The sequence below is a fragment of the Stenotrophomonas chelatiphaga genome (assembly GCF_001431535.1).
Taxonomy (GTDB): Bacteria; Pseudomonadota; Gammaproteobacteria; order Xanthomonadales; family Xanthomonadaceae; genus Stenotrophomonas; species Stenotrophomonas chelatiphaga.
Genome location: NZ_LDJK01000061.1, coordinates 1 through 20,764 on the forward strand (window position 1 = coordinate 1; position 20,764 = coordinate 20,764).

General features: G+C 67.6%; 21 protein-coding genes. 8 read left to right on the forward strand and 13 right to left on the reverse strand.

Translation table 11 applies throughout. The features are described from left to right. Nucleotides 1-220: 220 nt before the first annotated feature. Both ABB28_RS13135 and ABB28_RS13140 read left to right on the forward strand, forming a co-directional pair. Nucleotides 221-883: an SDR family oxidoreductase gene (locus ABB28_RS13135; RefSeq protein ID WP_057509047.1), complete on the forward strand. Its 663-nt coding sequence runs from the start codon at nucleotides 221-223 to the stop codon at nucleotides 881-883. Nucleotides 884-915: 32 nt separating this feature from the next. Beyond that, nucleotides 916-1,758: an isocitrate lyase/PEP mutase family protein gene (locus tag ABB28_RS13140; protein WP_057509048.1), complete on the forward strand. Its 843-nt coding sequence runs from the start codon at nucleotides 916-918 to the stop codon at nucleotides 1,756-1,758. A gap of 98 nt (nucleotides 1,759-1,856) precedes the next feature. Here the strand turns inward: ABB28_RS13140 and ABB28_RS13145 are convergent, their stop codons facing one another. From ABB28_RS13145 to ABB28_RS18130, 11 genes are all read right to left on the reverse strand, one after another. Further along, nucleotides 1,857-2,558: an MOSC domain-containing protein gene (locus ABB28_RS13145; RefSeq protein ID WP_057509049.1), complete on the reverse strand. Its 702-nt coding sequence runs from the start codon at nucleotides 2,556-2,558 to the stop codon at nucleotides 1,857-1,859. Next, nucleotides 2,555-3,265 (reverse strand): FadR/GntR family transcriptional regulator, encoded by a 711-nt coding sequence (locus ABB28_RS13150; RefSeq protein ID WP_057509050.1) that lies wholly within the window; start codon nucleotides 3,263-3,265, stop codon nucleotides 2,555-2,557. Before ABB28_RS13150 ends, ABB28_RS13145 begins: the two co-directional genes overlap by 4 nt. Nucleotides 3,266-3,347: 82 nt before the next feature. After that, entirely contained in the window at nucleotides 3,348-5,195 is a 1,848-nt protein-coding gene (locus ABB28_RS13155; protein ID WP_057509051.1) for an NPCBM/NEW2 domain-containing protein, read from the reverse strand. Nucleotides 5,196-5,206: 11 nt separating this feature from the next. Beyond that, a complete protein-coding gene (locus ABB28_RS13160) occupies nucleotides 5,207-6,769 on the reverse strand; it encodes a sodium/sugar symporter (protein ID WP_057509052.1) in 1,563 nt (520 codons plus the stop codon). Between the two features lie 83 nt (nucleotides 6,770-6,852). Then, nucleotides 6,853-7,731, reverse strand: coding sequence for a 2-dehydro-3-deoxygalactonokinase (locus ABB28_RS13165; RefSeq protein WP_057509053.1), 879 nt, complete (start codon nucleotides 7,729-7,731; stop codon nucleotides 6,853-6,855). Next, a complete protein-coding gene (locus ABB28_RS13170; RefSeq protein ID WP_161809869.1) occupies nucleotides 7,728-8,645 on the reverse strand; it encodes an SMP-30/gluconolactonase/LRE family protein in 918 nt (305 codons plus the stop codon). Before ABB28_RS13170 ends, ABB28_RS13165 begins: the two co-directional genes overlap by 4 nt. A gap of 2 nt (nucleotides 8,646-8,647) precedes the next feature. Beyond that, a complete protein-coding gene (gene dgoD / locus ABB28_RS13175) occupies nucleotides 8,648-9,796 on the reverse strand; it encodes a galactonate dehydratase (RefSeq protein ID WP_057509055.1) in 1,149 nt (382 codons plus the stop codon). Beyond that, nucleotides 9,793-10,413: a 2-dehydro-3-deoxy-6-phosphogalactonate aldolase gene (locus tag ABB28_RS13180; RefSeq protein WP_057509056.1), complete on the reverse strand. Its 621-nt coding sequence runs from the start codon at nucleotides 10,411-10,413 to the stop codon at nucleotides 9,793-9,795. Before ABB28_RS13180 ends, dgoD begins: the two co-directional genes overlap by 4 nt. Nucleotides 10,414-10,420: 7 nt before the next feature. Next, nucleotides 10,421-11,188 (reverse strand): SDR family oxidoreductase, encoded by a 768-nt coding sequence (locus ABB28_RS13185; protein WP_057509057.1) that lies wholly within the window; start codon nucleotides 11,186-11,188, stop codon nucleotides 10,421-10,423. Continuing rightward, nucleotides 11,185-12,186, reverse strand: a complete 1,002-nt coding sequence (locus tag ABB28_RS13190) for an aldose epimerase family protein (protein WP_161809870.1) — start codon at nucleotides 12,184-12,186, stop codon at nucleotides 11,185-11,187. The genes ABB28_RS13185 and ABB28_RS13190 overlap by 4 nt, the downstream gene beginning before the upstream one ends. Before the next feature lie 97 nt (nucleotides 12,187-12,283). Beyond that, nucleotides 12,284-12,586 carry a hypothetical protein gene (locus ABB28_RS18130; RefSeq protein ID WP_161809871.1) on the reverse strand — a complete coding sequence of 101 codons (303 nt, stop codon included), beginning with the start codon at nucleotides 12,584-12,586 and terminating at the stop codon, nucleotides 12,284-12,286. Nucleotides 12,587-12,639: 53 nt separating this feature from the next. On the opposite strand from ABB28_RS18130, the gene ABB28_RS13195 reads away from it, so the two are divergent. Further along, nucleotides 12,640-14,178: a M4 family metallopeptidase gene (locus ABB28_RS13195; RefSeq protein ID WP_057509059.1), complete on the forward strand. Its 1,539-nt coding sequence runs from the start codon at nucleotides 12,640-12,642 to the stop codon at nucleotides 14,176-14,178. Between the two features lie 74 nt (nucleotides 14,179-14,252). Here ABB28_RS13195 and ABB28_RS13200 read toward each other — a convergent pair whose 3' ends face one another. After that, nucleotides 14,253-15,260, reverse strand: a complete 1,008-nt coding sequence (locus ABB28_RS13200; protein WP_057509060.1) for a LacI family DNA-binding transcriptional regulator — start codon at nucleotides 15,258-15,260, stop codon at nucleotides 14,253-14,255. 93 nt (nucleotides 15,261-15,353) lie between these two features. Here ABB28_RS13200 and ABB28_RS13205 point away from each other — a divergent pair, with 93 nt between their 5' ends. Genes ABB28_RS13205 through ABB28_RS13225 form a run of 5 tightly spaced genes read left to right on the forward strand, consistent with a single transcriptional unit; the run spans nucleotide 15,354 to nucleotide 19,986 of the window. Then, nucleotides 15,354-16,406: a sugar phosphate isomerase/epimerase family protein gene (locus ABB28_RS13205; RefSeq protein WP_057509061.1), complete on the forward strand. Its 1,053-nt coding sequence runs from the start codon at nucleotides 15,354-15,356 to the stop codon at nucleotides 16,404-16,406. Nucleotides 16,407-16,433: 27 nt separating this feature from the next. Beyond that, complete coding sequence (locus ABB28_RS13210; RefSeq protein WP_057509062.1) at nucleotides 16,434-17,651, forward strand: nucleoside permease; 1,218 nt, start codon at nucleotides 16,434-16,436, stop codon at nucleotides 17,649-17,651. A 12-nt stretch (nucleotides 17,652-17,663) separates the two neighbouring features. Next, nucleotides 17,664-18,788, forward strand: a complete 1,125-nt coding sequence (locus ABB28_RS13215) for a Gfo/Idh/MocA family protein (protein ID WP_057509063.1) — start codon at nucleotides 17,664-17,666, stop codon at nucleotides 18,786-18,788. A 19-nt stretch (nucleotides 18,789-18,807) separates the two neighbouring features. Continuing rightward, complete coding sequence (locus ABB28_RS13220) at nucleotides 18,808-19,671, forward strand: sugar phosphate isomerase/epimerase family protein (protein WP_057509064.1); 864 nt, start codon at nucleotides 18,808-18,810, stop codon at nucleotides 19,669-19,671. Nucleotides 19,672-19,689: 18 nt separating this feature from the next. Further along, the gene (locus ABB28_RS13225; protein WP_057509065.1) at nucleotides 19,690-19,986 is read left to right on the forward strand and encodes a c-type cytochrome; all 297 of its coding nucleotides are present in this window, start codon (nucleotides 19,690-19,692) and stop codon (nucleotides 19,984-19,986) included. 29 nt (nucleotides 19,987-20,015) lie between these two features. Here the strand turns inward: ABB28_RS13225 and ABB28_RS13230 are convergent, their stop codons facing one another. Continuing rightward, nucleotides 20,016-20,759 carry a 3-keto-disaccharide hydrolase gene (locus tag ABB28_RS13230; protein ID WP_057509066.1) on the reverse strand — a complete coding sequence of 248 codons (744 nt, stop codon included), beginning with the start codon at nucleotides 20,757-20,759 and terminating at the stop codon, nucleotides 20,016-20,018. Between the last annotated feature and the right edge of the window lie 5 nt (nucleotides 20,760-20,764).

Sequence of the window (20,764 nt, forward strand, 5' to 3'; positions counted from 1 at the left end):
CGGGCGGGGAGGCTGTGCGGGGCACGCGCAAGTACGTCCATGTAGCTCTTCGCGGCTCCTGCCGCTCAAGGCCCCGCACAGCCTCCCCGCCCGGACCCTGACAGGTTCACTGCGCCGGCCGCGGTTGGGAGAAAAAAGAAGAGCGGCGCGCGGGCCGCTACATGGTGGCAACGTTGGGTGGTGCATGGTGGGGATCCCTTTCCTGTCTGGAGTGCTCGGTATGAGCCAGGTCTTTGTTGTGGGTGCGGCTGGCAAGGTCGGGCGGCACCTGGTGCGGCAGTTGGCGGAGCGCGGCCACCGTGTGCGGGCCCTGCATCGCAAGGCGGAACAGGCCGATGCGCTGCGGTCCGATGGCGCGCTGCCGGTGTCAGGGGACCTGCAGCAGTTGGATGCGGTGGGCCTGGCGGAGCTGCTGGCCGGGAGTGACGTCGTGGTGTTTTCGGCCGGCGCCGGCGGCAAGGGCGGCGTGGAGACCACGCGTGCCATCGATGGGCGCGGACTGCAGGTCGCGGTGGACGCGGCGCGGCGTGCCGGCGTGCAGCGCTTCCTTCTGGTCTCTGCATTCCCGGAAGCCGGACGCGGCACTTCGGTATCGGACACCTTCGAGGTCTACATGGAGGTCAAGAAGCAGGCCGATGTGTACCTGGCCGGGTCCGGGCTGGAGTGGGTGATCCTGCGGCCGGGCACCTTGTCCGATGCCGAAGGCAGCGGGCTTGTAACGGCCGGTCCGGCCATCGCCTACGGCGAGGTGCCGCGTGCCGACGTGGCCGCTACCCTGGTGGCCCTGGTCGAGCGCCCCACCATTGCGCGGGCGATCATCGAACTGACCGCGGGCAGCACGCCGGTAGGCGAGGCACTGCACTATCTTGCTCCGCAGGCCTGACATCCCCTCCACCGCCCACCGGGATTTCCCGCATGCCCACGCCCGATATCGGCGAACGCCGCCGACAGTTCCGCGCTCTGCACCAGCACGGCTGCTTCGTACTTCCCAACCCCTGGGATGTCGGCAGCGCGCGCTACCTGCAGAGCGCAGGCTTCAAGGCCCTGGCCTCGACCAGTTCCGGCCACGCCTGGAGCCAGGGCAAGGCCGACGGCGGTGAGGATCTGGAGCAGGTACTGGTGCATCTGCGCGACATGGTCGATGCCACTTCGCTGCCGCTGAACGCGGATTTCGGCGATGGCTTCGGCGCGACCCCGGCCGATGTCGAACGTGCCGTCCTGCGCGCGATCGACACCGGCGTGGCCGGGCTGTCCATCGAAGATGCCGGCCCGGATGCCTTCCAGCCGCTGCGGCCCCTGGATGAAGCATTGGACCGGCTGCGTGCCGCGCGCGCGGCGATCGACCGTTCGGGTGCGGACGTGATGCTGATCGGTCGTGCCGAGAATTTCTTCGTCGGCCAACCCGACATCGACGACACCCTGCTGCGCCTGCGCGCCTATGCCGATGCGGGCGCGGACTGCCTGTATGCACCGGGCATCGTGCAGCGTACGCACATCGAGGCGGTGGTGGCCGCCGTGGCACCCAAAGCGGTGAACCTGCTGGTCGGCGGACCCACCGCGTTCACCCTGCAGGACATCGCGGCGATGGGCGTGCGGCGGGTCAGCCTGGGCGGCGCACTGGCACGCGCGGCCTGGGGCGGTTTCATGCAGGCCACGCAGTTGCTGCAGGAACAGGGAAGCTTTGCCGGACTGCAGGGCGCAACGCCGGGCGCCACGTTGAATGCCTTGTTCGATCCGCCCATCCACCGCGATGCCTGATGCAGGCCGCCGGGCATGGCGATGCCGGTCGTCCTTACCGTCACCCTCCGGGCCGTCGCGAGCGACGTTGGCAGCGCCTTCTGCCGCTGCCTTCGCCGCTACGGGTTATCCGGTCCCTGCAACCGAGACTGCCAGGATTCCACTTCGTTGCGCTGCAGTCGGTTGGACAGCAGCTTCTTCCACGATTCGGTCAGCGGCAATCGGCTGGCTTCCTCCAGCACGCTGCGCTCCAGCGTCCGGTCGAACAGCACATGGCCCAGGCGGCGCAACGGCCAGTCCGGGCACACCCGCTCCACCACCGTCATCGCATCGCCCGGTGCCGCCTGCCCGCCTTCCAGCACACGGTAGTACCAGCCGGTGCGACCGCTGGACTGCATGCTGCGTGCCACGTCCGGCAGGCCGAAGCGGTCGTTGAGCTTCCAGCAGGGCTGGCGGCCCTGTGATACCTGCAGGGTGGCCGTGCCGACCCGGATCACGTCGGCCAGGTGGATCGTATCTTCGGTCCAGCCGGTGCTGGAAAAGTTTTCGCCGAAGGCCCCACTCCCCGCCAGCAACGGATGCGGATGTCCTTCGCGCCAGAAGGGATAGTGGTCGAACGGATAATGATGGATCGCTTTTTCCGGCCCCCCGTGCACGCGGCGATCGCCCTGCTCATCGCCTTCGATGCCTTCGGCATGGATGCGCACGGCCTGGCTGACTGGCAATTTGGCGATCGCACTGCAGCTGCCGGGCCGCGTGTACGGCACCGCGCGTCCGGTATGGATCGCATCCAGGGTCACCTCGGGCGGTATCGTGCTCATCGCGGTGCGGGCGCCTCGCTGCGCAGGTTGCTGCGGGAATCGGCAATCATCTCCAGCATCGCCTGCCGGGCCTGTTCGGGCTGCTGCGCGGCGATGGCTTCATGCACGCGCGCATGTCGTGGCAGCGAATACTTGAAGTCCGCATCGGCCTTGCGCGCGGACAGCAGCAGGTAACTCCCCAGCGCGGTTTCGATCACGCTGAACAGCGGGCGCAGCAGTGCATTGCCGGTCGCGTCCAGCACTGCATGGTGGAAGCGCAGATCCGCTGCCGCCCAGGCCTCCATGTCTTCGGACGCCGCCATCGCGGCGTACGCCTGGCCGATACGCGCCAACTGGGCATCGGTTCGCCGCTGCGCGGCCAACGCGGCTGCCGGCGGCTCGATCAGTTCGCGCATCTCCGCCAGTTGCTCGACGAACGCAAGCGTGGGCAACGCCGCGCCGTGCCAGGACAGTACGTCCGGATCCAGCAGGTTCCAGTGTTCGGACTCCCGCACCCGCGTGCCGATCTTCTGGCGGGTTTCGATCAGCCCCTTGGACCCCAGCACACGCAGCGATTCGCGCAGCGCGGTGCGGCTGACCTGCAGCTGCACCGCCAGCAGTTCTTCGCGCGGCAGTATTTCCCCGGGCTTGTACTGGCCGGCCACGATCAGCTTGCCCAGCTCATGCACGATCTGCCCATGCAGGCTACGACTGGACGTCGCCATCATGTCCGGACCTGGTCGGGGGCGCGTGGTTGCTGCATGCCGCCAGTATAGACCGGCCCTGCGCATGCCCCCGGCGGGCCTGCGGTCACTGCAGGCCCGCGCCGGCCCAGGCCACCACCGGAGCGGAGTCGCCTGCTGCCGTGCTGGCCGCCTCGGCCACCAGTTCCAGCACCTGCACACCGTCCAGCCCGACCGCGATCCGCACCGGTGCCTGGCCGCGCCCGACCGGCGCGCTGGTGAACAACGGCTTGCCGTCTCCGTAGACCTTGAACACCACCTTGGACGAAGCGGCGGCGGTACTGTCATCCACGCCCGCCAGCGCGGTGAAGCGCTTGAAATCGCGCCCTGCCAGCACTTCAAGACGGGAGTTGGCGTGGATGCCGATCCCCCGTGCGTAGGACGTGCCGGCGATGCGCAACGGCTCGCCCTGCGGCGTGCGGTCCACCCGCGGCGTGCCCGATACCTCGGCCGGCCGGGCGCTGTAACCGGGCAGGCCATCCACCGCCACATGGATGCGACCGGTGATCTCGCCCAGTGAAATGCCGTCGCGGGTATCCGGCGTCCCACTGACCTTCAGCAGCACCGCGCCGTGGGCTGGCAGGGTGAATCCCAGACCGCCCCCGGTGGCTGCGATGTCGCGCTGTTCCCACAGGTCGCGGGCATGCAGGGGCGCTGCGTCGCTGAGCAGCATCTGCGCAGCGCTCACCCGTGCCTGCACCGTTGCCTCGCCCCGGTTGAACAGCAGCACGCCGCGTTCGCCACGGGTGGACAACGGCTTGACCAGCACCTGCACGGGGCCGTCGCTGGCCACGATGCGCCCCTGGTTGCCGGCCGGATCCTGGTTCAGCGCGATCACCTCCGGATTGGTCAGCAGCGCCACCTGTGCGGGGGTCGCATGGTTCACATCGAAACCCACCAGCAGCGGCGCCGCCAGGATGGTCCACATCGAAAAGTGCGTGCGTGCTTCGGTCATGTGGTCGGCACCGAACTCGCCCAGCCCCACCGCCAGCATGTCCGGATCATTCCAGCGCCCCGGACCGGCATACAGTTCCCGGCGCGATGCGGTATCGAAGTTGTGCAGCATGCTTTCCCAGGTCATTTCGATGTCCGCGCTGGTGCGCCACAGGTTGCCGTGGCGGCCGCCCCAGTTGCCCACGCCGGCTTCGCCCCATGGACAGATCGACAGCACGAAATCGTTGTCCGGATTGAGCTGTGCCAGCAGCCTGCCGACCCGCGCGTACGCGCCTTCAACCTTGTCCGCATCGGTGGCCTGGGCGTCGGCACGCACGATCAACGGACGCCCTTCGCGGTAGGTCGCGCTCGCCAGCGCCTTGCTGCCCTGCCCGAAATCGGCCAGCCCGCAGGCGTCCACCTTGATGTAGTCGAACCCCCATTCCCCGAACATCGTGGCCAGGTCGCTGGCCTCGAAGCCTTCCAGGCCGATCTCGCGCTGCGCGGTCGTGCCCACCGGCAGGTTGGGGCTGTGTGCGTCGTGCGCCTGCGAGCACGCGTTGCGCCCCACGTCGGTGTACAGCCCGGCCTTGAAGCCCATCGCATGCAGGTGGTCGGTCCACGGCCGCAGGCTGGGCGGCCCGCTGCGGCTGGCCGCCATCGGGAACATGCTCGTGCGGATCTGGATGCCCCCGTCGGCGCGACGCTGCAGCCACCAGCCATCGTCGATGTTGATGTAACGGTAGCCGGCCTGCTGCATGCCGTTGCGCTTGATGGTTTCGGCCACCGACAAAATCTTGTCCTGGGTGACTTCGGTACGGAACGCATTCCACGGGTTCCAGCCCATCGGCGGCGTCGCCGCGGCGCCATGTCCGTACACGCTGAAGCGTGCGCTGGGCTGCAGGTCCTGGCGCGACTCGGCGGCCATGCCGAACAACGGAACCAACGCCAATGCGACGGCAAGCAGGGTCGTGCGGGTCATGCTTTCTCTCCTCACCAGAACAGGGTGTACAGGGCGATCAGGATCGCGACGACCGCAATGGCCCCCACGTTGAAGGACGGACGTGTTGCATACACCACGTCATCGGTGCGCACCACGTCCTTGGCCGGCGCGGCGGGCGTGGCCAGGGACACACCCACCGCCAGCAGCAGCGCCAGCAGGAACACCAGGCCGACCCGATCGATGAACGGCAAGGACGGCCAGGCCAGCTTCAGCACCACCGACAGCACGAACGAACCCACCGCCGCGGCCAGTGCACCGGCTTCGTTGGCGCGCTTCCAGAACAGGCCAAGCAGGAAGATCACCACGATGCCGGGAGTGAAGAAGCCGGTGTATTCCTGGATGTACTGGAACGCCTGGTCGAAGCTGCCCAGCAACGGCTTGGCGGCCAGGATGCCCAGCACCACCGTCACCGCCGCGGCGATGCGGCCCACGCGCACCAGCGTGGCCTCGTCATGCGGTCCTTTGCGCTGGGCGTAGAAATCCAGGGTGAAGATGGTCGCCACGGAATTGATCTTCGAGGCGAGCGACGCCACGATCGCCGCCACCAGCGCGGCGAATACCATGCCGAGGATGCCGGTGGGCAGCAGCCGCATCATGGTCGGATAGGCCTGGTCCGGCGCGTCCAGGCCCGGTGCCAGCATCACCGCGGCGATGCCCGGCACCACCACGATGAGCGGCATCAGCAGCTTCAGGAAGGCAGCGAACAGCACGCCCTTCTGCGCCTCGCCGATGTCCTTGGCCGCCAGCGCGCGCTGGATGATGTACTGGTTGAAGCCCCAGTAACTGAGGTTCATGATCCACAGCCCACCCACCAGCACGCTGATGCCCGGCAGGTCCTTGTAGAACAGGTTGTCCTTGCTGAGGATCATCTCGAAGTGGCCCGGATGCGCCTCCCACAGACGCTGCATGCCGGCCACGATGCCGGCGCCCTCGCCCAGTTGGCTGAGCGTCAGCCCGGTCACCAGCAGCCCGCCCAGCACCAGCAGCGACACCTGCACGATGTCGGTCAGCGCCACCGCCTTCAGGCCGCCGTACAACTGGTACAGCAGCGCGAACACACCGATCAGCACCACCGCCAGCATCTGGTCCATGCCGGTGACCTGGCTGACCGCGATCGCGCCCAGCCACAGGATGGAGGTGACGTTGACGAACACATACAGGCCCAGCCAGAACACCGCCATCAGCGTGCGGATGCGGGTGCCGTAACGCTGCTCCAGGAACTGCGGCATGGTGTAGATGCCATTGCGCAGGAACACCGGCAGGAACCACTTGCCGACGATCAGCAGGGTCAGCGCGGCCATCCACTCGTAGGAGGCGATCGCCAGGCCGATCGCATAGCCCGAACCGGACATGCCGATGATCTGTTCGGCGGAGATGTTGGCGGCAATCAGCGAGGCGCCGACCGCCCACCACGGCAGCGACTTGCTGGCCAGGAAGTAGTCCTTGGCGTCCTTGGCGTGGCCGGCTTTCTCACGCGAAACCCACTGCGCCAACACGAATACGCCGGCCAGGTAGACCAGTACGATGGAGGTATCGAGCACCGAAAGTTGCATGTCCTGCTTCCTTGAGACGAGTGCGGTGGCGTGCCACCGGCGTTCGGAGATGAAACAAGTAACCCCTTGACTTGCGCCTGCGCTTACATCGGCAGCTCACGTGCCCGCGCGAGCAGGTACAGGCCACGGGCCACGGTATCTTCGGCATGCCGCGTCGCCGTCCGGCCCACCCGTGCCAACGCGGACAGATAGGCGTCGGCCAGGCCATCTGCCGCGATCACGTGCACCGGTGCGCTGTGCGCATCGAGGTCCTGCAGTTCATTGCCTATGAGCAGGCCGGACAGGTAGCTGGCCAGCTGCGCCGGCAGCAACTGGTCGAACAGCGCGCGGGTGCGCACGCCGAACAGCTGATGCAGCAGGCTGCCGTCGCGCTCAGCCATCGCCACGCCCTCGGCGAAGGCCGCCGCATCCAGTGGCGCATCGACCATCATCCGGCCCAGCAGGCTGTGCTGGCGCAGCACCGCGAACAGCTCGCCGGTCATGAAGGTGCTGAACCGTTCGATGCGTCCATCCACCACGCGTGCGTGTTTGCTATGCGTACCCGGCAGCAGCACGGCGTGCCGGCCCGGCCCCAGCACCGGCAGCAATGCACACAACTGGGTCTCCTCGCCGCGCATCACATCCGGTGTTCCGTGCACGTCCACGCAGCTCAGTCCAGGTACCAGCCAGAGTTCACGCTGGACGGCCGCCGATTGCAGCCTGCACATGCCCGCTGCGATCTCCTGCACCCCTGCCGGCGCCTGCACGTACGGCACTTCCATCCAGCCCTGGCGGCTGCCGACCATGCCGGCCATCACCACCAGCGCATCGTCCCAGCCGTCGATCAGCGTCTCCAGCACCTCGGCAAAACGGCCATCGGCGTTCAACAGCCCCTGGTCGGAGCGCCGGCTGTCCACGCGGTGTCCGTCACGGTCCAGGCGGAACGCGCGCAGGCTGGAGCTGCCCCAGTCGATGGCGATCATGCGTCCGTGAACCGCAGGTCGGGCAGGCCACGCGCACCCTCGAGCGAAACCCGGAAGACCCCGCCGCTGGTCGGCTGGTCCTGCAGCATCGCCACATCCAGCCCATCGCGGGCCGAGGTGACATACAAGGTGCCGAGACCATCGCCGGCAAACGCCACGCAGGTAGGTTGCAGGGCCGGCACCGGCAGGATCCGATCGACCTCGCCAGCGGCGGAGTAGCGCACCACCCTGCCCGCTCCCCACTGCGCGCCCCACACCCGCCCGTCGGCATCCACGACGGCCCCATCCGGCTCGGCTCCGCCGTCGATCACCGCGAATACGCGCGGATCGCTGACCGTCGCCGTGGCGGCGTCGTAGCCGGCGTGCATGATCCTTCCCTGCAGCGAATCGCAGTAGTACATGCCCTGGCCATCAGGATCGAAACAGATGCCGTTGGCGATCGCCACCGGTTCAAGCGCCAGCGCGCGCAGCCCCTGTGCGATGGAGTACTGATGGAACCGCGCGGCGCGCGCACGCGCTGGATCTTCGTTGATGCAGCCGAACACGAAGTTGCCGGCCCGGTCCAGGCGACCGTCATTGATGCGCAGCGCGGCGCCGTCCATCGGCACCTCGCACACCTGCTCGCAGTTCAACCCTGCGCCGGGTTCCTCGCGCGAGGGATCGGCGAAATACAGCGCTTTTTCCATGCCCAGCAGCAACCGACCCGATTCGCACAGCGCCAGTGATCCCACCCGTCCCGGCGTGCTCCACCACTGCGCGTTGCCGGTATCCGGGTTGCCGCGCCAGATCCGCCGGCCGTTGATGTCGGTCCACCACAGCACGCGCTCGCGCGCGCACCAGGTGATGCTTTCGCCCAGCGTGCAACGGCTGTCAAACGCCAATGCGGCCGTCGGCAGGATATCGTCCCCGCGCATGCTCACCATTCGGCCACGCTCCCGTCTTCGTGCCGCCACAAGGGATTGCGCCAATCACCGGCACGGCGCGCGCGTTCGACCACCACCTCCTCGTCGATCTCCACGCCCAGTCCCGGCTGGGTGAAGGGCAGCATGGAACCGTTGTGCAGGGTGAAGGCGTCCTTGTTCCTGACGTAGTCCAGCAGCTCGCCATCGGCGTTGTAATGGATGCCGATGCTCTGCTCCTGCAGTACCGCGTTCCAGCTGGCGAAGTCCACGTGCAGGCAGGCCGCCAGCGCCACCGGGCCGAGCGGGCAATGCGGTGCCAGCGCCACGTCGTGGGCCTCGGCCATCGCAGCGATCTTCATGCATTCGGTGATGCCGCCGGCATGCGAAAGATCCGGTTGCACGATCGACAGGCCACCTGCAGCGAACACGCTCTTGAACTCGGTGCGCGAGAACATCCGCTCACCGGCCGCCAGCGGGATGGCGGTCTGTTCGGCCAGGCGCGGGTAATACTCGGCCTGTTCGGCCAGCACCGGTTCTTCGATGAACAACGGGCGGTAAGGTTCCAGTTCGCGGATCAGGGTCTTGGCCATCGGCCAGCCCACGCGTCCGTGGAAATCCAGCCCGAACTCGATGCTCTGACCGAACGCTTCGCGTATTTCGGCCACTTTGGCCACGGCCGCGTCGATGGTGCGGCTGGGCGCCAGCAGCGGCATCTCTTCGCAGGCGTTGAGCTTGAAGGTGTCATAGCCCAGCGCCACGCGTGCACGGATCTGTTCGATGATGTCGGCCGGGCGGTCGCCGCCGACCCAGCAATAGGTCTTCATGCGGTCGCGCACCAGCCCGCCCAGCAGCTGGTACACCGGCACGCCCAGCGCCTTGCCCTTGATGTCCCACAGCGCCTGGTCGATGCCGGCCAGTGCGCTCATGAACACCGCGCCACCGCGATAGAAGCCCCCGCGGTACATCACCTGCCAGTGGTCGTTGATGCGCGCCGGATCCTTGCCGACCAGCTGCTCGCCCAGTTCGTGCACGGCCGCTTCCACGGTGCGCGCACGGCCTTCGATGACCGGCTCGCCCCAGCCGACCACGCCTTCGTCGGTCTCGATCTTCAGGAACATCCAGCGCGGCGCCACGCGATAGGTACTCAGGCGGGTGATCTTCATGCGTTCACCTTGCGCAGGGCAGCAACGAAGGCGTCCGCATGCTGCGCCGTGGTAGCTGCATCCTGGCCGGCGCGGTACAGCTCCCCGCCCAGTCCGGCACCGGCACACCCGGCCTGCAGGTACTCGGCCAGGTTGCCGGGGCCGATGCCGCCCACCGCATACAGCGGCACATCGCCCGGCAGCACGGCCTTCAGCGCACGCACGTAGCCCGAGCCGAACTGCGAGGCCGGGAACAGTTTCAGGCGCTGCGCACCGGCGGCCACTGCGGCGAAGGCCTCGCTGGCGGTGGCAAACCCGGCTGCGATATCCAGTCCACGCGAACGTGCATGGGCGATCACCACCGGGTTCGTATTCGGCGTCACCATCAGCCGCGCGCCAGTGTCCGCCAGGCGGTCCACGTCGGCGATGTCCAGCACGGTGCCGGCGCCGACCTCGGCGTGGCCGTCGGCTTCCTGCAGGGCCAACTGCACGCTGCCCAGCCAGTCCGGCGAGTTGGTCGGTATTTCAATCTGGCTGATGCCGGCGTCGATCAGCACGCGCACGTGCGCACGGACCTCGTCCGGGGTGATGCCGCGCAGGATCGCGATCAGCGGGAGCGGGAGCGGGGAAGGGTTCATGGTTGGCTCAGTAGTAAAGTTGGCTGCGGCCGCCATCGATCAGGATGTCGGCGGCATTGATGAAGCGGGCTTCGTCGCTGGCCAGGAACAGCGCGGTCTGGGCGACTTCCGACGCTTCGCCGATGCGTTTGGGCGGCAGCAGCGCTTCCTGTTCCCGGCGCGCCTGCGCGGGATCGGGCTGCGATTCGAACCAGTGTTCGATGCGGTCCACCAGGATCAGTCCAGGCGAGATGGAGTTGAAGCGGAGGCCCTTGTCGGCGTACTCCAAGCCGAGCGCCTTGGTCAGGCCGATCAACGCGTGCTTGGCCACGTTGTACGGGAAGGCGCCCTGGATGATGCGATGGCCGTGTACCGAGGCGATGTTGACCACCGATCCCCTGCCCTGCCGCAGCATGCACGGCAACACCGCGCGGGCGAAGTTCCAATGGCCGCCAAGGTTGACGTCCAGGTTGCGCTGCCAGGTCTGCGAAGACAGCTCCAGCGGTATGGAAAACACATCCATGCCGGCATTGCTGACCAGCACGTCAACCTGGCCGTAGGCTGACACCACGCGTTCGACGAACGCCGCTACGGCATCGGCATCGCTGACATCGCCCTGCTGGAACAGCGCGCACACCGCGTCGTCGGCGCCGGGCGCGGCCTGGTCGTAGCCGGCCACGATGGCACCGTGCGACTGGAACAGTCCGGCGATGGCAGCGCCGATGCCGTTGGCCGCACCGGTGACGATGGCGACCTTGCCAGCCAGCCGCTGGGCGGGGTCAATCACTGCATTCATGGGGTGTCCTTGCTGAAGCGATAACGGATGCGGTTGCGGTAGACCGCACCGGGCTGCAACGTGATGTCCGGAAAGCTGGGCTGGTTCATCGCATCGGGAAAGGCCTGCGGTTCAATGCAGATGGCCGCGCGTGCGTGGTACGGCCTGCCCGATGCCCCCTGCAGGCTGCCGTCCAGGAAGTTCCCCGAATACACCTGCACGCCCGCCTGGTCGCTCGATACGTCCAGCACGCGGCCGGAATGCGGATCATGCAGGCGCGCCGCCGCGCGAATGCCGGCGCCTGCCGGGGTGTCGAGAATCCAGTAGTGATCCAGGCCCCCGGCGACCTGCAGCTGCGCATCGCCCCTCACTGACAGCGCGTCGCCGATCACGCGCGCGCGGCGGAAGTCGAACGCGCTGTCGGCGACGTCGCGCACCTGCCCGGTGGGGAGCAGCGCAGCATCGAGCGCCACCATGCGCGACGCAGGCAGCGTCAGGAGATGCGCGTCCACCGCGCCCGCTCCTTCGCCCGCCAGGTTCCAGAATGGATGGTGGGTCAGGTTGACCACCGTGGCGCGGTCGCAGGTGGCGGCGTAGTCCACGTGCAGGGTGTCGGTGTCATCCAGCCGATAGTCCACGGTGACCGTCAGCGCGCCCGGGAAGCCCTGGTCGCCATGCGGGCTGACCAGCTGCAGCCGCGCCCGGTCACGGCGCACGCCCAGCCACTGCCAGTCCCGTGCATCGAATCCGTCGGGCCCGCCATGGTGGGTGGTGAGGCCATCGACCCAATCAAGCCGGTGATGCTGGCCGCCGAGCATGAAGCCGGCCGTGCTGATGCGCCCGGCCACCCGGCCGATGCTGGCACCGAGAAACGCCCGACCCGATGTCCGCTGGCACTGCGGGGCATGGCCCAGCACCACGTCTGCGAGCTGCCCATCACGGTCGGGCACCCACATGCCCGCCAGGGCGGCGCCGCGCTGCGCGATCTCTGCCCGTAGCCCCTGGGCGTTTGCCAGCATCACCATGCAATCCACGCTCCACGCCAGGACACTTGAGGGACACCACGATTCCACAGGTTCGGATGCGGTGCGACGCGGCCATCGGCCTGAACGGCAATTAATCAAATAATACTACAATTGAAAAGTTGCACTGCAGCATGCAGTTCTTCCTGCATGCCTGGCTGTCATTCACTCCCCCCCCCAGCTCCGGCAAATTTTCCTGCACTACGGCGCCAAGGGTCAGCGAATCAAGTGCACGAGGGTAAGGGTTGGCGAAGATCACGCCAGGATTTCGAGCCATTTCCCCCCGGACGCCCTGCCGGGCCGTGCCGTAGCTTTCCAGACCATCGCATCCGGCGCCGTTGCTGCGCCGCGCGCCCCGCACCACGGTGTCCTCGTCGGCGGTATCTCCCGGAAACATGCTGTTCCCGCAGGGCTACCGCTCCGGCATCCATCCAGCGAGGAGCGCCACCCATGATCCACCTGCCGTCCCGCAGCATGCTGTCCCTCACCCTGCTTTCCGCCGCGATGCTCGCCGTACCCGCGGCGGCGGCCGAGCGCATTCCCCTGCATCGACTCGACCTCACCGCAACCCCGGCGTTGGCCCGTGGCAGCGCTGCCGCCCCGGGCCTGCCGGCGATGCTCGGGCTGGATGCTGGTTCCAGCCTGCAGCTGCTGTCCAGCCACACCGACCGCAACGGCGTGCAGCACCAACGCTTCGAACAGTTGCACCAGGGCGTACCGGTGTTCGGTGAACATGTGGTGGTCGCCACCGGTGCCACGGGCCAGGTGCGCAGCCTGTTCGGCACGGCGGTTGCCTCGCTGCAGGCCGATCTTCCAGATGTGACACCCCGCATCGACGGTGCGCGGGCTGCGGCCATCGCCAAGGCCAGTGCCCCTGGGATGCGCGCCGACGGCATGCAGATACAGAACCAGAACCAGCGCCTGATGATCCACCTCGATGCGCACGCCGTGGCACGGCTGGCATGGGTGGTGGATTTCCTGGCCGAGGGCGAAGACCAGCCAGCCACCCGCCCCTTCACCATCGTCGATGCGCTGGACGGCAAGGTGCTTGCACAGTGGGAGGGCCTGGCCACGGCGAAGAACGGCATCGGTCCGGGCGGCAATGAAAAGACCGGAAAGATCGAATACGGCGCCACCGCGCCCTACCTCGACATCACCGCTGACGGGGCAACCTGCAGCCTGGAGAACGCGAACGTAAAAACCATCAACCTCAACCACGGCCGATCAGACTCGGTGACCGAAGCGCACAGCTTCAGCTGCCCGCAGAACACCGTCAAAGCCATCAATGGTGCGTACTCGCCCTTGAACGATGCGCACGCCGCCGGCGGCGCCGTGTTCGGCATGTACCGCGACTGGCTGGATACCGCGCCGCTGAGCTTCAAGCTCCAGCTCCAGGTCCATTACTCACGCGATTACGAGAATGCGACATGGAACGGTCGCGTCATGTCCTTCGGTGACGGGAGGTCCGTGTTCTATCCGCTCGTTGCACTGGACGTGGTCAGCCATGAGGTATCCCATGGCTTCACCGAGCAGAACTCTGGGCTGATCTACAACGCCCTGCATTCGGGCGGCATGAACGAGGCCTTCTCGGATATGGCTGGCGAAGCTGCCGAGTATTACCTGAAAGGCAGCAACGACTTCCTGGTGGGTGCCGGGATCATCAAGAGTGACACCGCGCTTCGCTACTTCGAAGATCCCACCCGCGACGGCAGCTCAATCGGCCACGCGCGCGATTTCTACCCCGGGCTGAACAATCATTACTCGTCCGGCGTCTACAACAGGGCCTTCTACCTGCTGTCCCATCGCGAGGGCTGGGATACCCGGATGGCGTTCACTGCGATGGCCACGGCCAACCGCAACTACTGGACACCGAGCAGCACGTTTGAAAGCGGCGCCTGCGGCGTCATCAAAGCCGCATCGGACCTGGGTTACCCGATGGAGGACGTGGTGATCGCATTCGATGAGGTCGGCGTGCGCTGCGATGCCTGAGCACGCCGTGGCGTGATGCCGGCGACGAAACCCGGCAGGCATCGCGCCTGCCGGGCTTTCGCCGTGCCGTGCCGTCATCCCCGCCGGGGCCCGCAGGTAGAGCCGCGCAGCATCAGGCTGAACGCCAGCGTCTGCTGAAGCGGGACTTCCCGACCTTCGATGATGGCCAGCAGCAGGTGGACCGCGCAGGCGCCGATGTCCCGCATCGGTTGCCGGATGGTCGTCAGCGCCGGCGTCAGGTAACGGGACGACGCGAGGTCGTCGAAGCCGACGATGGACAGGTCATCCGGTACGCGGATGCCCCGATCCCGGCAGGCCGCCAGCGCGCCCAACGCCATCTGGTCGCTGAAGCAGAAGATCGCCGTCGGCGCAGGCGTGCGGCCCAACAGCGCCAGCGCCGCCGCATGGCCGGATTCCACGGAAAAGTCGCCCGGCACGACGCTCAGGCTGCGCAGGCGGCCGTGCGCCTTGCCCGCGGCCCGGGCGCCTTCCAGCCGTTGCTGGTGAAGTGGGTTGTCAGTCGGCCCGCCGACCACCGCGATCCGCTGGTGACCCAGCCCATACAGATGGTCCATCACCGCGCGCGCGGCAGCCACGTTGTCGATGTGGACGCTGGGAATGCCCAGAGCGGGATCGAACTCACAGCCATTGACCACCGGCGCGGTGGCAGCCGACTGCTCGACGATCGCGCGCGCGGTCGGTGGCAGGCGATGGCCCAGCACGATCAGTCCATCGGCCTCGTTGCGCCGGAGCATCTGCGCGTAGCGTTCTTCGCGTTCGGGTTGATGCTGGGTATCGCCCAGCAGCACGGCGTAGCCGAGCGCCTGCGCCGCATCCTCCGCACCCTGCAGGATCTGCGCGAAGAACGGATTGGCGATGTCCGGCACGGTGACCAGGATCTTGCCGCTGCGCTGGGTCTTCAGCGTCCGCGCCACCGTGTTGGGGACATAGCCCAGCGCGGCGGCGGCCTGCTCGATGCGGCTGCGCGTGGCCGGCAGCACTTTGTCCGGGCGGGAAAGCGCGCGCGACACCGTTCCGGCGGAGACGCCGACGTGTTTTGCGATGTCGTAGATGGTGGCCATGGTCGGTTCTGGTTGCCGCTGTGCAGTGCACAACAGGTTTCGCGGGACGTGCTGCTAGGGTAATGCAATCGATTGCATCCAGGGTAACCCCGCTTGAAGACACTCAAGGGTCCCGCGCTGTTCCTGGCGCAGTTCATCGGTGACACCGCTCCTTTTGATCGGCTGGACACGCTGGCCGGCTGGGCCGCGGGGCTGGGCTATTCCGGCGTACAGGTACCGACCAGCGCGCCCCACCTGTTCGACCTGGCCGAGGCCGCGCGCAGCCAGGCGTACTGCGATGACATCGCCGGCATGCTCGGCGCACACGGTGTGCAGATCACCGAACTGTCCACCCACCTGCAGGGCCAGCTGGTCGCCGTGCATCCCGCCTACGACAGCCTGTTCGACGGCTTCGCACCGCCGGACAAACGTGGCGATCCGGCCGCCCGCCAGGCCTGGGCGGTGGAACAGCTGCTGCTGGCCGCCAAGGCCAGCCAGCGCCTCGGACTGACCGCGCATGCCACGTTCTCCGGCGCGCTGGCCTGGCCGTACTTCTATCCCTGGCCGCAGCGCCCACCCGGGCTGGTGGACGAAGCCTTCGCCGAACTCGGCCGTCGCTGGCGCCCCATCCTGGATGCCTTCGATGCCTGCGGGGTGGACCTGTGCTTCGAAATCCACCCCGGCGAAGACCTGCATGATGGCGCGACCTTCGAGCGCTTCCTGGACGTGGTGGACCACCACCGGCGCGCGAAGATCCTGTACGACCCCAGCCACCTGCTGCTGCAGCAGATCGACTACCTCGGCTTCATCGACCGCTATCACGATCGCATCGGCATCTTCCACGTCAAGGACGCGGAATATCGGCCCAGCGCGCGCAGTGGCGTGTACGGCGGCTACCAGGAGTGGATCGACCGTCCGGGACGTTTCCGTTCGCTCGGCGACGGCCAGATCGACTTCAAGGCGATCTTCTCGAAGTTCGCCCAGTACGATTTCCCGGGCTGGGCGGTGCTGGAGTGGGAGTGCTGCCTGAAGCACCCGGAAGATGGCGCACGCGAAGGCGCCGCCATCATTGCCGACCACATCATCCGCGTGACCGAACGGGCCTTCGACGACTTCGCCGACAGCGGCGCGGACACGCAGTCACTGCATCGCATGCTGGGGATCTGAGCCATCACCGCCCTGGGAGGGGTAGCCATGACGTACGCCATGTCGCGCTTGGGCGCGATGATGTTCCTGCAGTTCTTCATCTGGGGCGCATGGTTCGTGACCCTGGGCACGTACCTGGTGCAGGGCCCGCTGCAGGCCAGCGCCAGCCAGGTGGCGACGGCCTTCCTCAGCCAGTCCATCGGCGCCATCGTGGCACCGTTCCTGGTCGGCCTGGTCGCCGACCGCTACTTCGCCGCGCAGCGCATCCTCGCGGTACTGCACCTGGCCGGCGCGGTGCTGATGTGGATGGCCTCCACGGCGAGCGACTTCGGCACGTTCTCCGCCTGCGTCATGGGCTACATGCTGCTGTTCATGCCGACCCTGGCGCTGGCCAACAGCGTGGCGATGCGGCACATGCAATCGCCTGAAAAACAGTTCCCGCTGGTGCGTGTCGCCGGCAGCGTCGGCTGGATCGTGGCGGGCGTGCTGATCGGCTGGTTGGGCTGGGAACAGGCGCATCGGCTCGAGCTGACCTTCCAGATGGCGGCGATCGCCTCGCTGGCGCTGGGCCTGTATGCCTTCACCCTGCCGCACACACCGCCGCTGGCCCGCCAGCGCGACGCCGGGATGGGCCAGATCCTGGGGCTGGATTCGCTGCGGCTGCTGAAATCACGCTCTTACCTGGTGTTTTTCCTGGCCTCCATCGCCATCTGCATTCCGCTGGCGTTCTACTACAACTTCACCAACCCGTACCTCAATGACCTGGGCGTGCGCGGCGCGGCCGGCCTGCAGTCGCTGGGCCAGGTGTCCGAAGTGCTGCTGATGCTGGCCATGCCGTTCCTGTTCGTGCGGCTGGGGGTCAAGACGATGCTGGCCGTCGGCATGGCCGCATGGGTCGTGCGTTACGTCATGTTCGCCTTCGGCGATGCGGGCGGCGGCTTCTCCCTGCTGGTGATCGGCATCGTGCTGCATGGCATCTGCTACGACTTCTTCTTCGTCACCGGCCAGATCTACACCGATGCGCATGCCGGCCCCGCCGCGCGCAGCAGCGCGCAGGGGTTCATCACCCTGGCCACGTACGGCGTGGGCATGCTGATCGGCACGTTCCTGTCCGGCGCGGTGGTGGAGCACTACACCACCGCGGCCGGTCCGGACTGGCAGAAGATCTGGCTGTTCCCGGCAGGCGTCGCGCTGGTCGTGCTGATCGCCTTCCTGCTGCTGTTCCGCGACCGGCCGGTCATCGCGGCCGCGCCTTCCACGCCCTGAGGAGCCCACTGGATGAGCACGCTTGGAATCGCCATTGTCGGCACCGGCATGATCGGCGCGGTGCACCGACGCGCCGCGCTGCTGGCCGGGGCCGCGGTCCGCGGCGTGGCCGCCTCTTCGGCGCAGCGCGCACGCGAGGTGGCGCAGTCGTGGAACCTCCCGCGCGCGTACCGCGATCTCGATGAGGTCCTCGCCGATCCGCAGGTCCAGGTGGTGCACGTGTGCACGCCCAACCACCTGCACCGCGGCATGGCGCAGGCAGCGCTGGAAGCCGGCAAGCACGTGATCTGCGAAAAGCCGCTGGCGACTACGTTGGAGGACGCGAAGGCGCTGGCCGCATTGGCCGCTGCGCGCGGGCGGGTGGCCACGGTGCCCTTCGTCTACCGCTACCACCCGGTGGTGCGCGAGGCCCGCGCGCGCATCGCGCAGGGCGAGCTGGGGCCGCTGCACCTGATCCACGGCAGCTACCTGCAGGACTGGCTGCTGGACCCGGCCAGCAACAACTGGCGCGTGGACCCCGCACTGGGCGGCGCATCGCGTGTGTTCGCCGATATCGGCTCGCACTGGTGCGACCTGGTGGAATGGGTCGGTGGCGAGCGTTTCATCGACGTCAGCGCGGCCTTCGCCACCGTGATCGACGAACGTGGCGCCCCGAGCGGGCAGAGCTTCAGCACACCGGCGGCGGGCGGCGCGTGGCAGCCGGTCACCAGCGAGGACGTGGCCGCGGCGATGTTCAGGACCAGCGCCGGTACGCTGGCCTCGTTGACGGTCAGCCAGGTGTCGGCGGGCCGCCGCAATCGCCTCTGGTTCGAGATCGATGGCGCCCGTGCCAGCGTGGCGTTCAACCAGGAAGACGCCGAACGGCTGTGGATCGGCCTGCCCGACCAGCGCGAGGCAATCTTCGTGCGTGGGCCGGGTGCCGGCAGTGCCGAACAACGCCGGCTGTCGGTGCTGCCGGCCGGGCATGCGCAGGGCTACGGCGGCTGTTTTGATGCTTTTGTCGCCGACACCTATCGCGCCATCGAAGGCGAGCAGCCGCAGGGCCTGCCCACCTTCGAAGACGGCGTGCGCTCGGCCCTGATCGTCGACCGCGTCATTGCATCGGCCAGGACACGCGCCTGGACCCCCATCGGTTGAATCCCCGGAGGATCTGTTGATGAATATGGCTGCACGCACCGCCACGCTCGCCCTGCTGTTGTGCGCTGCCCTGCCCGCCTTCGCAGGCCAGGCCGCCGCCCCGCAGCAGCCCATCGCGGTGCAGATGTATACGCTGCGCGACGCCGGCACGCTGGACCAGCAGTTGAAGATCGTGCAGGCCGCGGGCGTGCATGCGGTGGAGACGGTCGGCACGCAGGATGTCAGCGCCGCGCAGCTCAAGGAGCTGCTGGACCGCTATGCGATCAAGGCGATTTCATCCCACGTGGCGCTGGCCGACCTGCGCAAGGACCTGGATGGCGTGATCGCGTTCAACCGGTTGATCGGCAACAGCACGCTGGTGGTGCCCTACCTGGAGCAAAAGGACCGGCCCACCGATGCCGCGGGATGGACCGCATTGGGCCAGGAACTGGGCCGGATCGCCAAGCAGGTGCGCGCCAAGGGCATGCATCTGGCTTACCACAACCACGACTTCGAACTGGTCGACTTCAACGGCAGGACCGGGCTGGAGCTGCTGTTCGCCGCGGCCGGGCCCGATCTGCAGACCGAGCTGGACCTGGCCTGGGTAGCACGCGCCGGCCATGACCCGGCGCTGATGCTGGGAAAATTCCAGGGCCGCCTGTTCGCGGTACACGCCAAGGACAACGCGCCGAAAGGCCAGGCCGAAGACGAGGACGGCTTCGCTGCGGTGGGCCAGGGCGTGCTGGACTGGCCCGCGATCCTGCCCGCCGCCGAAGCGGCCGGCGTGCAGTGGTACATCGTGGAGCACGACCATCCCCGTGACCCGGCCACCGTCATCAAGACCGGCGCCGACTATCTGCGCAACCACCTGACCGCCACCCCGCCCGCCAGCGCGCCGCGCTAGCACGCCAAGGACCCCCACTTGAAAAAGATCCTGACACTCGCCGTGGTGCTATCGGCGGCGACCCTCGCGAACCCAGCGTGGTGCAAGGACGACCCTGCCGCCGGCGCGCAGCTCTATGCTGTCCATTGCACGGCCTGCCATGGTGCCGACCGCGCGGGCATGCCGGGCGCATTCCCCGCGCTGACCGACGTGGGCAAGCGCCTGCAACCGGCGCAGATCAAGGAGAAGATCAGCAAGGGCGGCGGCCTGATGCCGCCGTTTTCCCAGCTGTCAGCGCAGGAAATCGACGACATCACCCGCTTCCTGGCCAAGTAGGATCGCGGCGCCGCGAGGGCGCCGCGCGGTCATAGTTCGCGCACCCAGATGTTGCGGTAGCTGACCGCGGAATCGTGTTCCTGCAGGGAGATCGGCGCGCAGTCATGCGGCGCATACGAAGGCGCACCGATGTACTCGGTCCTGCCGGCCAGCACGGTGTCGTCCTGCACCAGCACGCCGTTGTGCAGCACGGTGATGCGCGCCGGCGAGACCAGCCCGCCTCCTGGCGAAAAACGCGGTGCTTTCCAGATGATGTCGTAGGCCTGCCATTGGCCCGGCGCACGCGAGGCGTTCACCAGTGGCATCGCCTGCTTGTAGATCGAGCCGGCCTGGCCATTGGCATAGGTCGGGTTGTTGTAACTGTCCAGCACCTGCAGCTCGTAAAGGTCCTGCAGGAAGACGCCACTGTTGCCGCGGTTCTGGCCGTCGAACCCTGCGGTTGCGGCGGGCGTGCGCCACTCGACGTGCAACTGGATATCGCAGAAGCGCTGCCGGGTGCGGATGCCCTTGCTGCCCGGCACCACGGTCAGCGCCCCGTCGGCAAGCCGCCACGGCACGGGTCCGCCCTGCTCCGACTCCCATGCGGACACATCTTTGCCATCGAACAGCACGGTTGCGTCCGAGGGCGCACCGCCCGCGGGCGTGGCCACGCTGGCAGGCACCGGCTTCCACACTTCGGTCCTGGCCGGATCGCGCGCGGGGTCGCCGCCGGCCTGCGCGAACACAGGAATCGCGGCCAGCAGGCCGGCCGTCACCAGAAGCGGTTTGATCATAGGGA

What these genes read in the sequence shown, in the direction of transcription:
- ABB28_RS13135 (WP_057509047.1), top strand. Translation starts at nt 221, where the DNA reads ATGAGCCAGGTCTTTGTTGTGGGTGCGGCTGGCAAGGTCGGGCGGCAC.
- ABB28_RS13140 (WP_057509048.1), top strand. Translation starts at nt 916, where the DNA reads ATGCCCACGCCCGATATCGGCGAACGCCGCCGACAGTTCCGCGCTCTG.
- ABB28_RS13145 (WP_057509049.1), bottom strand. Translation starts at nt 2,558, where the DNA reads ATGAGCACGATACCGCCCGAGGTGACCCTGGATGCGATCCATACCGGA.
- ABB28_RS13150 (WP_057509050.1), bottom strand. Translation starts at nt 3,265, where the DNA reads ATGATGGCGACGTCCAGTCGTAGCCTGCATGGGCAGATCGTGCATGAG.
- ABB28_RS13155 (WP_057509051.1), bottom strand. Translation starts at nt 5,195, where the DNA reads ATGACCCGCACGACCCTGCTTGCCGTCGCATTGGCGTTGGTTCCGTTG.
- ABB28_RS13160 (WP_057509052.1), bottom strand. Translation starts at nt 6,769, where the DNA reads ATGCAACTTTCGGTGCTCGATACCTCCATCGTACTGGTCTACCTGGCC.
- ABB28_RS13165 (WP_057509053.1), bottom strand. Translation starts at nt 7,731, where the DNA reads ATGATCGCCATCGACTGGGGCAGCTCCAGCCTGCGCGCGTTCCGCCTG.
- ABB28_RS13170 (WP_161809869.1), bottom strand. Translation starts at nt 8,645, where the DNA reads ATGCGCGGGGACGATATCCTGCCGACGGCCGCATTGGCGTTTGACAGC.
- dgoD (WP_057509055.1), bottom strand. Translation starts at nt 9,796, where the DNA reads ATGAAGATCACCCGCCTGAGTACCTATCGCGTGGCGCCGCGCTGGATG.
- ABB28_RS13180 (WP_057509056.1), bottom strand. Translation starts at nt 10,413, where the DNA reads ATGAACCCTTCCCCGCTCCCGCTCCCGCTGATCGCGATCCTGCGCGGC.
- ABB28_RS13185 (WP_057509057.1), bottom strand. Translation starts at nt 11,188, where the DNA reads ATGAATGCAGTGATTGACCCCGCCCAGCGGCTGGCTGGCAAGGTCGCC.
- ABB28_RS13190 (WP_161809870.1), bottom strand. Translation starts at nt 12,186, where the DNA reads ATGCTGGCAAACGCCCAGGGGCTACGGGCAGAGATCGCGCAGCGCGGC.
- ABB28_RS18130 (WP_161809871.1), bottom strand. Translation starts at nt 12,586, where the DNA reads ATGTTTCCGGGAGATACCGCCGACGAGGACACCGTGGTGCGGGGCGCG.
- ABB28_RS13195 (WP_057509059.1), top strand. Translation starts at nt 12,640, where the DNA reads ATGATCCACCTGCCGTCCCGCAGCATGCTGTCCCTCACCCTGCTTTCC.
- ABB28_RS13200 (WP_057509060.1), bottom strand. Translation starts at nt 15,260, where the DNA reads ATGGCCACCATCTACGACATCGCAAAACACGTCGGCGTCTCCGCCGGA.
- ABB28_RS13210 (WP_057509062.1), top strand. Translation starts at nt 16,434, where the DNA reads ATGACGTACGCCATGTCGCGCTTGGGCGCGATGATGTTCCTGCAGTTC.
- ABB28_RS13215 (WP_057509063.1), top strand. Translation starts at nt 17,664, where the DNA reads ATGAGCACGCTTGGAATCGCCATTGTCGGCACCGGCATGATCGGCGCG.
- ABB28_RS13220 (WP_057509064.1), top strand. Translation starts at nt 18,808, where the DNA reads ATGAATATGGCTGCACGCACCGCCACGCTCGCCCTGCTGTTGTGCGCT.
- ABB28_RS13230 (WP_057509066.1), bottom strand. Translation starts at nt 20,759, where the DNA reads ATGATCAAACCGCTTCTGGTGACGGCCGGCCTGCTGGCCGCGATTCCT.